The 13,484-nt window shown below is 65.3% G+C and carries 8 protein-coding genes; 4 read left to right on the top strand and 4 right to left on the bottom strand.

Annotated elements, in window-relative coordinates:
- Positions 1-30 precede the first annotated feature (30 nt).
- Genes SH412_RS00530 through SH412_RS00520 form a run of 3 tightly spaced genes read left to right on the top strand, consistent with a single transcriptional unit; the run spans position 31 to position 5,729 of the window.
- Complete coding sequence (locus SH412_RS00530) at positions 31-804, top strand: FadR/GntR family transcriptional regulator (protein WP_336521545.1); 774 nt, start codon at positions 31-33, stop codon at positions 802-804.
- Positions 805-834: 30 nt separating this feature from the next.
- A complete protein-coding gene (locus tag SH412_RS00525) occupies positions 835-4,263 on the top strand; it encodes a PSD1 and planctomycete cytochrome C domain-containing protein (protein WP_336521544.1) in 3,429 nt (1,142 codons plus the stop codon).
- A gap of 47 nt (positions 4,264-4,310) precedes the next feature.
- Complete coding sequence (locus SH412_RS00520) at positions 4,311-5,729, top strand: DUF1501 domain-containing protein (RefSeq protein ID WP_336521543.1); 1,419 nt, start codon at positions 4,311-4,313, stop codon at positions 5,727-5,729.
- A 146-nt stretch (positions 5,730-5,875) separates the two neighbouring features.
- Here the strand turns inward: SH412_RS00520 and SH412_RS00515 are convergent, their stop codons facing one another.
- Genes SH412_RS00515 through SH412_RS00500 form a run of 4 tightly spaced genes read right to left on the bottom strand, consistent with a single transcriptional unit; the run spans position 5,876 to position 12,261 of the window.
- Complete coding sequence (locus SH412_RS00515; protein ID WP_336521542.1) at positions 5,876-6,967, bottom strand: zinc-dependent alcohol dehydrogenase; 1,092 nt, start codon at positions 6,965-6,967, stop codon at positions 5,876-5,878.
- Positions 6,968-6,979: 12 nt separating this feature from the next.
- The gene (locus SH412_RS00510) at positions 6,980-7,996 is read right to left on the bottom strand and encodes a peptidyl-alpha-hydroxyglycine alpha-amidating lyase family protein (protein WP_336521541.1); all 1,017 of its coding nucleotides are present in this window, start codon (positions 7,994-7,996) and stop codon (positions 6,980-6,982) included.
- Between the two features lie 21 nt (positions 7,997-8,017).
- The gene (locus SH412_RS00505) at positions 8,018-9,415 is read right to left on the bottom strand and encodes a DUF1501 domain-containing protein (RefSeq protein ID WP_336524183.1); all 1,398 of its coding nucleotides are present in this window, start codon (positions 9,413-9,415) and stop codon (positions 8,018-8,020) included.
- A gap of 41 nt (positions 9,416-9,456) precedes the next feature.
- Complete coding sequence (locus SH412_RS00500) at positions 9,457-12,261, bottom strand: PSD1 and planctomycete cytochrome C domain-containing protein (protein ID WP_336521540.1); 2,805 nt, start codon at positions 12,259-12,261, stop codon at positions 9,457-9,459.
- A 226-nt stretch (positions 12,262-12,487) separates the two neighbouring features.
- On the opposite strand from SH412_RS00500, the gene SH412_RS00495 reads away from it, so the two are divergent.
- On the top strand, positions 12,488-13,441 hold the full coding sequence (locus tag SH412_RS00495) for an AraC family transcriptional regulator (protein WP_336521539.1): 954 nt from the start codon (positions 12,488-12,490) through the stop codon (positions 13,439-13,441).
- Positions 13,442-13,484: the final 43 nt, after the last annotated feature.

The raw sequence follows: 13,484 nt of genomic DNA, 5'->3' as shown, positions 1-13,484 counted from the left end.
TGAATTTATCAGACCGTCCGGAGAATGCAAGTGTCCGTCGCCACACCGGTTGCGAAGACTCAAACCGACGACTTTCCCCGGATCCTGGAGGTCATCGGAGCGATTGTTACCGAACGCGGCCTCTCGCCGGGAGACCAGTTGCCCAGCATTCGGGAACTCGCCGACCGGCTGGGCCTGAAACCGACCACCGTTCGCGACGCCCTCCTCAAGGCCGAGTCGCAGGGACTGGTGAAGGTTCTTCCCCGCGCAGGCGTCTTCCTGCGGGCCGGCGGACTGACCACCCCGGTGCTGACGGGCCAACCGCTGGAGACCGCTCCTTCGCATCTGTTGGCGGGCGAGCCCAACGTGTTGCATCTGCTGGATGCCCGTCGGCTGATCGAGATCGAGCTGGCCGGTCGCGCCGCGCGTCATCGCCGGCTCGAAGAAGTTCTTCCCGTCCGCCGGGCGCTCGACGCCATCCTGCAGCTTCCGGCGGATGCCTCGCGGGCGGAAGACGTCCGGCTGGATGTGCGGTTCCATATCGAAATCGCCCGGCTGGGAGGCAATGCGGTGCTCTGCGGCCTGCAGCAGACGCTGCTCGAACAGCTCGTGCCCCACTTGAACGAGGTGCCTCCCTCGCTCGAACGCCGCGGCATTACGAACCGTTCGCACGTCGCCATCTACGAAGCCCTCGTGGCCGGCGACGTCGACCGCATCCGCCAGGAAATGCGCGAGCACCTGAGCCTCGCCTACGATAGCCTGCTGGAGAGCCTCCAACGGCCGCCGAATCTGTTTGCTTCTGATTCTGATACTGCCGCCGTCTGATCCCCGCCCGACCGGCCCGTGAGGTGCCCGATGCGACCTGCCGCCTGCCTTGGTCTCGCCTGCCTGCTGGTTCCGCTTTCGGCTCATGCTGCCGACGACGCCGGACTGGAGCTCTTCGAGAAGAAGATCCGCCCCGTTCTCGTCCAGCATTGCTACGAGTGTCACGCGGCGGACGCGAAGAAACTCGGCGGCGGGCTGCTGCTCGACAGTCGACAGGGACTGCGGACGGGAGGCGATTCCGGCCCCGCAATTCCTGCGAACGTCGCCGACCAGAGCCTCCTGCTGCAGGCCCTGCGCTACGATGGCGAGATTCAGATGCCTCCCAAGGGAAAACTTCCCGCGGAGGTGATCGCCGACTTTGAAACCTGGCTTAAGCTGGGTGCGCCCGATCCCCGCGACGGCGAGCCGTCGACGCGTCTCGTCGAGGACTGGTCGGAGACCTTCCGCAACCGAGCCGACTGGTGGAGCCTGAAGCCGGTTCGCGAACCTGTCGTTCCCGAGCCGAAACTTGCCGACTGGTCGGCGCACCCCGTCGATCATTTTGTTCTGTCCCGACTGGAGGCGGATCAACTTGCCCCTGCTGACGCTGCAACCCCGCGGACGCTGGCCCGTCGTCTGGGTCTCGTCCTGACCGGACTGCCCCCCGCTGGCGAACTGGTCGACGCCTTCGTGCATGACTGCGAACATGCCGGCGTCGCCCCCGGCGAGCGACTGCCGCCGGCCGCCGTCGAAAAACTGGTCGATGCGCTGCTGGCTTCGCCCCACTTCGGCGAACGCTGGGCCCGGCACTGGATGGACGTTGTTCGCTTCACGGAGACCCACGGCAACGAATGGAACTACGAAGTCCATCACGCCTGGCGCTACCGCGACTACCTGATTCGCGCGTTTAACGCAGATGTGCCGTATGACCAGTTCGTTCTCGAACACATCGCCGGCGACCTGCTGCCGGAACCCCGCTGGAACGCCGCGGGCCGGTTTCAGGAATCGGTCATCGGCACTGGCTTCTACCGGTTTGGCGAAGTCAATCACGACGATTGCATCAGCCTCCTGGAACTCGGTTACGACGTCGTCGACAATCAGATCGATACGCTGACCAAGGCCTTTCAGGCCACGACCGTCGCCTGCGCCCGTTGTCACGACCACAAGCTGGACGCCGTCTCCACCCGCGATTACTACGCTCTGCTCGGCATCCTCCGCAGCTCGCGCCTCGTCGCACAGACCATCGACGCCCCCGAGGTTAACATCCCGGCGAAAGAACGGCTGCGGGCTCTGAAGTCCGAACTTCGCCGCGAACTTGCCGCCGTCTGGCAGCGCGACGCGGGCGGCATCGCCAGTTATCTGCAGGCCGCTGCCGCCCGCCACGCCAAAGCGGCCGATGCCGAGTCGCTCGCCGCCGGCCTCGACGCCGCCCGGCTCGACAAATGGGTCGCCGCATTGACCGCTGAAAAAACGCCGCTGGAAGATCCACTCGAACCCTGGCGCCGCCTCGTGCGATCTCCGACCGCCGATGCGGAGAGCTTTGCCAAAGCCTGGGCTGCCATCGCCGACGAATATGCCCGCGAAGATCAGACTCGCACTGACTTCAACCAGGCCAACTACACATCCTGGGCCGACTTCCGCACGGGCGAACCGACGGGATGGCAGGTTGGCGGACAGGGACTCCGCGATGCCCGGCCGCACAGCGGCGACTTTGCCGTCGGTGTCGAAGGCGAGTCGCTTGTCAAAGGTCTGCTGCCCGCCGGGACGTTTACCAACTCGCTGTCCGACACGCTCAACGGAACGCTTCGTTCCCCGGTCCTGCCTCTGGGTAAGGCGCACATCAGCCTGCAGGTTCTCGGCCAGCGGAGCAGCGCCGTCCGGCTCGTCTCCAACAACTGCCAGCTCAACTACAAGAACTACCGGGCGCTCACGAGTCCCGATCTGCAGTGGGTCACGTTCTCGCCCCCTCCCGACCGCGAAGCCCTTCGCACTTATGCCGAGCTGATGACGATGTTCGACAATCCCAAGTTCCCCGACCAGCTCAGCGCGCTGGGGGGCGACACGGCGAACTACAAAGTCCCCTGGGAACAGGCGGCCGCGAATCCCCGCTCGTACTTCGGCGTGACGCGCGTCGTCCTGCATGATGTCGCCGAGCCGCCGAAACCAGAACTGACGCACCTCCGTCCGCTGTTCGCCAGCGAAGTCCCTGCCACGACCGCCGAGGTTGCGGCGCGTTATGCCGCCGTCGTTGATGCCGCCCTGAAACGCTGGTCCGACGATGCCGCGACCGATGACGACGTCCGCTGGCTCAACTCGCTGCTCACGCGCGAACTGCTCGGCAATCGCCCTGGCCTCTCGTCGAAGCTCGATGAACTGGTCAGGCAATACCGCGAGACCGAAGCGACTCTGTCGCTGCCCACCGTGGTGGCCGGCGTCAGCGATGGCAACGGCAGCTATGACCAGCCCGTGTTCGTTCGCGGCAACTGCCGCCAGCCGGGCGAGATCGTGCCACGCGGCTATCTGGAAGTCCTGCGGCCACGCCTGATCGAGGCGAGTCTGACTCCGTCCGCCACGCCTGCTGAGCGTCGGCCGCTCCAGGGCAGCGGCCGGCTGGAGCTGGCCCGTCAGATCGCCTCCGCCGACAACCCGCTGACCGCTCGCGTGATGGTCAACCGCATCTGGCATCATCTGTTCGGCACGGGACTGGTCCGCACGGTCGACGACTTCGGCCACGCTGGCGAGCTGCCGTCCCACCCGGAACTGCTCGACTTTCTCGCCGCCCAGTACGTCGCCGACGGCTGGTCGACCAAACGGCTGATCCGCTCGATCGTCCTGAGCCGCACGTTTCAGCTCTCCAGCCGGCCGACGCCCCTTGCCGCCGAACGCGGGCCCGCCAACCGGCTGCTGCACCACTACCCCTCTCGCCGGCTCGAAGCCGAAGCCATTCGCGATTCGATCCTGGCCGCCTCCGGCCGGCTCGACGACAGGCTGTTTGGGCAGAGCGTGCAGCCGTTCCGCGACAAGGAATACGCCGACCGCCGGCTGTTTCCGGGACCGCTTGATGGAGACGGCCGTCGGAGCATCTATATCAAGAACACGCTGATGGAGCCCCCCCGCTTTCTGGCGGCGTTCAACTTCCCCGGCGGCAAGGTCGCCCAGGGTCGCCGGGATGTCACCAACGTCCCGGCCCAGGCGCTCGCATTGCTCAACGATCCCTTCGTCGTTCAGCAGGCCGACGTCTGGGCGCAACGGCTGATCACTCGAACCGACGACACCGTCGCCAGCCGCATCGACCACATGCTGGCGACGGCGCTCGGCCGACCCGCCACCGCCGACGAGCGTCAGCGGTTTGAGCAGACCGCTCTGCAGTTGGCCGAGCTCCACCAGATCGCTCCAGGAGACGTGCTGCAGAGTCAAGTCGTCTGGAAAGACCTCGCCCATGCGGTCTTCAATCTCAAAGAATTCATTTACATCCCATAGCTGCCTGCAGCCGCCCGGCCTGTGATTCCCGCTTCGGAGACGACGCCATGCCCGCCACCCGCTGCCCCGGCTTCCGATCACCGGCCCTGTCCCGTCGTGAGCTGCTCGCCACCACGGCCAATGGCTTCGGCAGTATCGCCCTCGCCGGTCTGCTCGCGGAACAGAATGTCGCCGCCGCCGAAATGACTCGCCAGCCCCATCGCTCGTCGCGCGTCAAGAACGTCATCTTCTGCTTCATGGACGGCGGCGTCTCGCACGTCGACAGCTTCGATCCCAAGCCGCAGCTCGACGCCCTCGACGGCAAACCCTTCACCGAATCGAAGAATCCCACCGCCAACGGCAACCGTCAGTGGCTGAAGAGTCCCTGGACGTTCCACCAGCACGGCGAATCGGGCATCCCGGTCAGCAGCCTCTTCCCGCACATCGCCCGCTGCGTCGATGACCTCGCCGTCATCCGCTCGATGAAAGCCGATCTGCCGATCCACTCGACCGGCGTCCTGTTTCTGCACACCGGCTCCAACAACGCCGGCCGACCCAGCCTAGGCTCGTGGGTCAACTACGGGCTCGGCAGCGAGAACCGCAACCTCCCCGGCTTCGTCGTCCTCAGCTTCGGCGTCGTCCCCTGCGGCGGCCTCGAAAATTTCTCGAACGGCTTTCTCCCCGCCAGTCACCAGGCCACGATGTTTCAGGCCGACGGACTGCCAATCGACAACATCCACCCCGCCGACAACATCGCCCGCATCCAGCAGACCAAGCTGGCCCTGCTGCAGAGCGAAGACGCCGCTTTCTCGCGATCGCTGGCGGGGAACGACGCCGTCGAATCGGCGATCCGCAACTATGAGATGGCGTACCGGATGCAATCGCTGGTGCCGGACGTCCTGGACCTCAGCCGCGAAACCGAAGCCACTCAGCAGCTCTATGGCATCGATTCGAAAGTCCCCTCGCAGCGGCTCTACGGCATTCAGTGTCTCCGCGCCCGACGACTCGTGGAGTCTGGCGTCCGCTTTATCGAGATCACGTGCCCCCCCGGCGCCTCCAACGGCACCTGGGACCAGCACGGCGATCTGAAGAACGGGCATCAGAAAAACGCCCTCGACACCGATCAGGCCATCGCCGGGCTGATCTGCGACCTCAAGGCCCGCGGCCTGTTCGACGAAACGCTGATCGTCTGGGCGGGAGAATTCGGCCGCACGCCCCACTCCGCCGGCCGGGACGGACGCGATCACCATCCCGAAGGTTTCACCGTCTGGCTGGCGGGAGGGGGCGTCCGTGGCGGCACCATCTATGGGGCGACCGACGAGCTCGGCATGCAGGCCGTCGATCATGTGACCACGATGCACGACCTGCACGCCACAATCCTCCACCTGCTGGGACTCGACCACGAACGGCTGACGTACCGCTTCGCCGGCCGCGACTTCCGCCTGACCGACGTCCACGGCCATGTGATTCACGATGTTCTCATGTAGTAGTCTGCGGCGGTTGGGTGGCCGGGGCTGGACCGAAGGGAAGCCCCGGTGGGCGTGACTTGAAAGAAGGACCGGGGCATCGCGAAGACGCTCCTGCCCCGGCCACCCGATTCATCGAATCCTGGGAATTGAGGCAATGCTTCAGTTCAGCCGCGCATCATCACCTGCGCCGGGTTGATCGCCTGGTGGAGCCCCTTGTTGGCGGTGATCTCGAACGATTTCGGAACAGACTCAATCCCCTGCAGCACGTGCGTGATCGTCGGCTGGAGCCGGACACGCCCCGTCGCCACCAGCCGGACCGTGTGCTCCAGGTGCGCCTGCGTGCTGATGTCCGGAAACAGGTACCGCAAACTCCGTTCGCGCAACAGGTCCACGTTGAGTTCCAGCGGGCCGCCGAACCACGAGACTCCGATCACCTTGCCCCCCGATCGGGCGGCGTCGATTGCCTGCCGGAGCGTTTCGGTCCCGGCCAGTCCCTGCTTGGGACTGCCGCCGGCGCATTCGAAGACCACATCAGCCCCGTTCCCGCCAGTCAGTTCGCGAATCACGGCCACCGGATCGCACGTCCGGGCATTGAGGGCATGATCGGCCCCGAGTTCCAGCGACATCCGGCACGATTCGTCCCTGACATCCACACTGATAATCAACCCCGCTCCGGAAATCCTCGCAATCTGCAGGCACTCCAGCCCCATGCTCCCCTGGCCGAAGATCACCACGCTGTCCCCCATCTGCAGACTGGCCGTCTCGACCGACGCCACGCTGTCACTGAGAGACTGCAGGCAAGCCGCCTCGCTGTCCGAAATCCGGTCATCCACCCGCACCAGGGCGATCTCAGGCAACAAAGCCAGTTCGCTGAAACAGCCGGGCTGATCGAAACCGATCACCGGCCCCCGCCGGCACAGATTGCTCCGTTCCGACCGGCACAGCGAACAATTGCCGCACGGCAGCTTCGCCCGCGCAGCGATCCGGTCCCCGACATGAAACCGCGTCACCCCCGGCCCCGTCTCGACGATCCGCGCGCAAAACTCGTGCCCGAAGAGCTGGATCGGCGCTTCCGTCTCCAGCCGCCGCTTCACCCGGTCATACGCCAAGGTTGGAATTCCCAGCGCCAGTTGCGCCTCGGTCACGCTCGGCTGTACGCAAAGCGGTTCGACGAGAACCCAACCGGGTCGGACCTGCGGCACCGGGATGTCGTCCAGCCGCATGTCGCCGAATCCATAAAACCGCCAGGCTTTCATGAATCCCATTCCTCAGGAAATGTGGACGAACTTCTGCAACGAATGACACGTCGACGGCACCAGGCCCCGGTTGCCTCCGGCCGACATCACGACTTCCGCCACATAAACATTGCCGCGGGAATCGAGGCAGATGTCGTGCGGCGCAAAGAAATCGCCGGGCGCGGTGGGGTGGTCTCCGCCCCCCCACTGAGCCAGCAGCGAACCGTGCGGATCGAACACCGAAACGCGTCCGCCGGTGGCATCGGGCGTCGGGGCCGTCGTACCGGGCCACATCCCCGCCCGATACCCCAGTTCCGCGACGAACAGATTGCCGTCGGCGTCGAAAGCCACCTGGCATGGCCGGGCAATTTCGGTCCACTGACCGCGAAACTCGCCGCCGGACGAAAAACACTGAATCCGGCTGTTCTCACGGTCTGCCACCCACACCATCCCGTGCCGATCGACGGCAATCCCGTGCGGCACATGAAACTGCCCCGGCTTGTCCCCCGGCTCGCCCCACGAGCAACGCAATCGCCCCTCGGGCGAAAACTTGTGAACTCGCGCATTGCCGTAGCCGTCGGTCACATACAATTCCCCCGCCGGCCCAAAGGCAACGTTCGTCGGGAAGTAGAACGGCGGCCCCGCGTGCCGGATTGTCCGGTAGTCGATGCTCGTGGCTCCGGTGTCCGACGGCCGGCCGCTGGTCCCCAGCACCTGCAGCAGCTCCCCTCGCGGCGAGAATTTTTTCACTGTGTGGTCCAGGTCGTCGGTGCAGTAGACCGATCCATCCGGCCCGATCGAGATCCCGTGCGGCCGGGCAAATGCCCCGGCGCCCCACGAGTGCAGAAACGCGCCGTCCTGTCCGAACACCATCACCGGCTGGTGGCCGCGATTGAAGACATACACCAGGTCTTCCGCATCGACCGCCACAGCAGTCGCTTCCGGCCATGCATACCCATTCGGCTGCTGCTCCCAGTCGACGAGGGCTTCATACTGGAAGGCGCCCTGTCCGACCTGGACCGTGTTCTTGTTCTGCGGAGTGTGGCTCATGGTGCATCATTCAAAGAGAGTTCAGGCCAGCAGTTCCTCGACCACGTGTCCATGCACGTCGGTCAGCCGGAAATCCCGGCCCGCATAGCGATACGTCAGCTTCTCGTGATCGAAACCCATCAGCCGCAGAATCGTCGCATGGAGGTCGTGGACATGGACCCGGTTCTCGACGGCATTCCAGCCGAATTCGTCCGTGGCCCCGTGGACGTAGCCCCCCTTCACGCCCCCGCCCGCCAGCCACATCGAGAACCCGTAGTGGTTGTGATCGCGCCCGGTGCTCGTGGTCGACACGCCCGGCGTCGGCAGCTCCAAGGTCGGCGTCCGGCCGAACTCCCCACCCCAGATCACCAGCGTGCTGTCGAGCATCCCCCGCTGCTTGAGATCGCGCAACAGCGCGCCGATCGGCTGGTCGCATTCCGCCGCCAGCCCCCGATGATTCTGTTCGAGCTGGTCGTGGGCGTCCCACGGCTGTCCCGCCCGCTGCCACACCTGCAGGAACCGTACTCCGCGCTCCAGCAGCCGGCGGGCGATCAGCAACTGGCGACCGTACGTGGTTTCCCCGTACATGGCCCGGATCGACTCCGGCTCCCGGCTGACGTCGAACGCGTCGGTCGCTTCGCTCTGCATCCGCCAGGCCAGCTCGAACGACTGAATTCTCGCTTCGAGTTGGGAATCCCCCTCCCTCCGCTCCAGGTGCCGCCGATTCAGTTCCCGCAACAGATCGAGCTGACGCATCTGCCGACCCGGCGCAACGAAATCGTTCCGCAGATTCGCGATCAGCTTTTCGGGCGCCGTGTGCTGCGTATCGATGTAGGTTCCCTGGTATGCTCCCGGCAGAAACGCCGCCCGCCAGTTCTGCCCGGCGACCGTCGGATAGCCGCCCGGACACATCGCAATGAAGCCCGGGAGATTCTGATTCTCCGTCCCCAAGCCGTACGTGACCCACGAGCCCAGGCTCGGCCGCGACTGCCGCCCTTCCCCGCAGTTCATCAGCAGGAACGATGGTTCGTGATTCGGCACATCGGCATACATCGAGCGAATGACGCTGATGTCGTCGATACACCCCGCCACGTGGGGAAAGAGTTCGCTGACCTCAATGCCGCTCGCCCCGTGCCGGTCGAAGCGGAACGGCGACCGGAACGCCGCTCCCGTCTTCCGCTCAGTCCGTTGCGTGGTCGGCAGCGGCTGACCGTGGTACTTGCCGAGCAGCGGCTTCGGATCAAACGTATCGACGTGCGACGGCCCGCCGTTCATGAAGAGATGAATCACCCGCTGCGCAGTCGCGGGAAACTGAGGCCCGCGCGGCGCCAGCGGATTGGACTCGCTTCCCGCAGCCCGACGCTCGGTCAGCAGGTCGGCCAGCCCCGCGAGACCAAGCCCGACGCCCGATCGCGCCAGCATCTCCCGCCGGGTCGGCATTCCGCTCGTGTCGCGCAGTCCATCCAGCACGCGTCTCACCCTCAGTCCACAAACCAGAATTCATTCGCCAGCAGCAGCACCTGGGCATATTCTTCCCACGAGTCAAACCAGGTTCCCGAATCGCTCTCCGGCTGCGGTGCAGAAATGTACTCCAGCCCGGCGGCCACCTCGACCGGTTCCGCCTCCCGCCCGTAGAGCAGTCGATACAGCGTCGCAATCCTGGCCTTTGCTTCGACGTGTGGCGGCAGATCGCTCCGTTGCGCCAGCCGCCGGGCCTGTTCCTTCAGGAACGGACTGTTGAGAAAGAAGAGCGCCTGCTGGGGCACGGTCGTCTGATGCCGTTGCGGACTGCTGACATCGGGCGGGGCAAAATCAAACGTGCGGAACTCTCCCGGCAGATTCTGGCGGTCCACCAGTCCGTAGACGGTCCGCCGCGTCGAAAACGGCTGCGTCGTCAGCGGAACTGACGGCCCGCCCGGCGTCAGGTCCAGGCTCCCGGCCGCCTGCAAGAGTGAATCCCGCAATGCTTCCCAGTCCAGCCGTTGACGGTTCATCCGCCAGAGCAGCCGATTCTCCGGATCGAGCCGCATACCCTCCGGCCGATCCTCGCTGCTCTGCTGATACGTCGACGACTGCAGGATCATCCGATGCAGCGTCTTGATCGACCAGCCCTCCGACATGAACCGGGCCGCCAGGAAATCCAGCAGGTCCGGATGCGTCGGCGGTTCGCCCCGCAAGCCAAAGTCACTCGGCGTCCGTACCAGTCCGGTTCCGAAATGATGCTGCCAGACCCGGTTGACCAGCACCCGCGCCGTCAGAGGGTTCTGAGGATCGGCGATCGCCCGCGCCAGTTCCAGTCGACCGCTCCCCCGCTGGAAAGGCCGCCGTTCCACAGGGCTCAGGACCTCCAGAAACTGCCGCGGCACGGCCTCACCAGGATTGCTCGAATTCCCCCGCAGAAACACGCGGGGCGTCACCGGAACCACCGCGTCCTGCAGCGCCGGCGCATGCGGTGCAGCGCCGGGTGAAGCGACCCAGTCATCAACCAGCCGCTGCTGATCGTGCAGCCTGTTCTGCAGCGTAGCGTCCACAAAGAGGAACTCTTCCAGGTCATCCAGCGGCGCCCGCAATGGCGACTCCGGCCCCTCCGAAACCTGCCGCAGGGCTTCCCAGTCAGGATCTTCCAAGGCACTGGCCTGCGGGTCGCCGGTCCGCAGCTTCTGCCATTTCGCCTCGGCCTCAACCAGCAACCCCGCATAAGCCACTGCCACATCGGCCAGACTCTGTGGTTGTCGAGCCGCCAGCGCAGCCACGACGACAGTGTTGACGGGAGGACCATCGGCCGACTTCGACTGCCACGCCTCGATCAGCTTCGCGGATGCCTGCGCGAACTCGTCTTCTGGCAGGTGTGCCAGCGCATGCCACGGCGCAAAGACCGGATCGTGGGTCTTCCGCGTCCGTTCCAGCAGCCGGCCCCAGCGCTGAGTCGCCACCGGGTTCAGGTCCTTGCTGGCGTCGATCAGAAACATCGTCGCCAGGTAATTTGCCTGAACGGCTTCCCGCTGCGCCGTCAGCAGATACTCCGCGGCCCGCGTTCGAAACGACTCTTCGAGCTGCCGCTGCTGGTCCAACAGAAACTGATTCAGTTTGCCCGACCGCTCGCGCAGTTCTTTCAAGTACGCCTCGTACTTCGCCTCTTCGCCCGGCCGCAGCAGCAGCGGCGGCACGCGCGGTTCGAGCGAACTGGCGAATACGCCGTGCAGCGAGTAGTAGTCTTTCGTCGGAATCGGATCGAACTTGTGGTCGTGGCAGCGGGCGCAGCTCGCCGTCAGTCCCAGCAGGCCGCGCGTGACGACGTCGATCCGGTCGTCGATGATGTCGTGCTGGCTGTTGATAAATCGCTGCCCCAGCGTCAGAAACCCCAGCGCCGCCAGCGGCCGGGGATCATCCCCCAGATCGAGCTGGTCGGCGGCGAGCTGCTGCACGACGAACTCGTCGTACGGCAGATCCTCGTTGAAGGCCCGAATGACGTAGTCGCGGTACGTCCAGGCCGTCGGATAGTTGGGATTGTCCTTTAACCGGACATAGCCGCGCGTATCTGCGTAACGGGCCACATCCAGCCAGTACCGACCCCAGCGTTCTCCATACCGCGGCGAATCCAGCAGCCGGTTCACCAGACGGTCGAACGCTTCGGGTGCTTCGTCCGCGACGAAGTCGGCCACTTCGGCGGGTGTCGGCGGCAGTCCATGCAGATCGAACGTCACCCGGCGAATCAGCGTCCGGCGGTCCGCACGAGGGCTCGCCTTCAGTCCTCCCTGTTCCAGCTGGGCAAGGACAAATACGTCAATCGGCGAGGAGGGCCAACTGGAATTCTGCACGGTGGGCGGCGCCGGTTCGCGCACGGGCTGAAAGGCCCAGTGGCTCCTGGCCAGTTCGCGCGGCGACGGTTTGTGTAGAGTCGCCGGCCCCGTCGCGTCCGCTGGCCACGGGGCGCCCCGTTTCACCCATTCCGCGAGCGCTGCAATCGCCTGATCCGGCAGCTTCCCCCTGGGAGGCATCTTCGTGTCGCCCGTATAGCGGATCGCCTCAATCAGCAGACTCTCGTCCGGTTTGCCGGCGGCCAGGATCGGTCCGCTGTCGCTGCCGCGCTGGAACCCCGCGGCGGAGTCCAGCCGTAATCCCGCTTCCTGTTTCTTCGGACCGTGACAGGCCACGCAATTCTCGACGAGCACCGGCCGAATCTGTTTCTCGAAGAATTCCACATCTGTCTGCGCTAGGGCGGGCGCTGCCGGCGCGTTCGCGCACAGCATGGTCGCCGACATCAGCAGTCGCGAACTCCACGTCATCGTGGCCCGATCCCGCACATCTTGAGAAGTTGATCGTCAGTCGGATCGCCATCAGTCATTCGATAGCCTATCCGCCCCGCCGACAGCCGCCATGTCGAATCGGACCGATTCCTTGCCGGATCGGACTTTCGATTTACACAAGCTCTCAAGCGATCTGACACATCGCCGATCCCGCCACGCTGGACCCTGTGGGACATCCCCTCGATACTGTCATTCGGAGACCGTGATGCGCAAACCATCCGCCAACCCTGCACGTTCGCGTTCCGGTCAGTCGGCCGCGACGGCCGAGACATTTCCGGATCAGAGCTATCTCGCATTCCTGCGTCCGGTCCCGCGTCCGTTTTTGCGATTCACCAGCGGCCACTTTCCGACCGGCACGCGCACAACGCCCCACAGCCATCCCTGCCTGGCGCTGCACGGCTGCCTGCAGGGACCGCTCACGCTGGTGACGCCCGAAGCGGAGCACGCACTCGACAGCGGAGTTTTCTATCTGATCCCGCCCGGCGTCCGACATCACTGGGTCAGCACCGGCCGGCAGACCGCCGCCACCCTCGGCCTGCTGATTGATGCCGACCAACCCGGCCAATGGCCCCAGCCCTCGGGAGTTGCAACCGGCTGCAGGAGGCTACAACAACTGGCCGTCGGGCTCCGCCGGTTCAGCGTCGTCGGCGATCGCGACCTGCAGCACAGTTTCTGGCTCGCCGCCGATCACCTGACCGCGGAACAGGCCCGCGAACCGCTCGTCACCACGGGCGTCCTGCTGACGCTGCTCGGCCAGATCATCGAGCGGCTGGAGAGCGCCCCCGCCGCGCGGCCTCCCCGGGAGGACATCGCTCAGCAGATCCGCCGGTTGCTCCTGCTGCACGTCCACGAGCAGCTCAGCATCGACGAGATCGCCCGGCAGATTAGCGTCAGCCCGACCCGCGCCAAGCAGGCCTTTCGCCAGGCCTTCGGCTGCGGGATCATCGCCTATTTCAATCAGCTCAAAATCTGGCAGGCCAAACGCCTGTTGTGCGATGCGTCGCTCTCAATCCAGCAGGTCAGCGACCATCTCGGCTTCGCCAGCCCCGCCTACTTCTGCCGCGTCTTCGTCCAGCAGGCCGGCGAAACTCCCTCCGATTTTCGCCGGTCTGCGATCGACGACCTCGCTGCAGCGGACGGCGCGCCCCCGCCTTCGTAGTCCGGAGACCATCTTTCCATCAACCCGAACCTGACGTGCCGAA

The sequence above is a fragment of the Planctellipticum variicoloris genome (assembly GCF_030622045.1).
GTDB classification, from domain to species: Bacteria; Planctomycetota; Planctomycetia; order Planctomycetales; family Planctomycetaceae; genus Planctellipticum; species Planctellipticum variicoloris.
This window is presented reverse-complemented; position numbering and strand designations above follow the sequence as displayed.

Coding starts and splice junctions, on each gene's coding strand:
- SH412_RS00520 (WP_336521543.1), top strand. CDS start 4,311: ATGCCCGCCACCCGCTGCCCCGGCTTCCGATCACCGGCCCTGTCCCGT.
- SH412_RS00515 (WP_336521542.1), bottom strand. CDS start 6,967: ATGAAAGCCTGGCGGTTTTATGGATTCGGCGACATGCGGCTGGACGAC.
- SH412_RS00500 (WP_336521540.1), bottom strand. CDS start 12,261: ATGACGTGGAGTTCGCGACTGCTGATGTCGGCGACCATGCTGTGCGCG.
- SH412_RS00495 (WP_336521539.1), top strand. CDS start 12,488: ATGCGCAAACCATCCGCCAACCCTGCACGTTCGCGTTCCGGTCAGTCG.
- SH412_RS00505 (WP_336524183.1), bottom strand. CDS start 9,415: ATGCCGACCCGGCGGGAGATGCTGGCGCGATCGGGCGTCGGGCTTGGT.
- SH412_RS00510 (WP_336521541.1), bottom strand. CDS start 7,996: ATGAGCCACACTCCGCAGAACAAGAACACGGTCCAGGTCGGACAGGGC.
- SH412_RS00525 (WP_336521544.1), top strand. CDS start 835: ATGCGACCTGCCGCCTGCCTTGGTCTCGCCTGCCTGCTGGTTCCGCTT.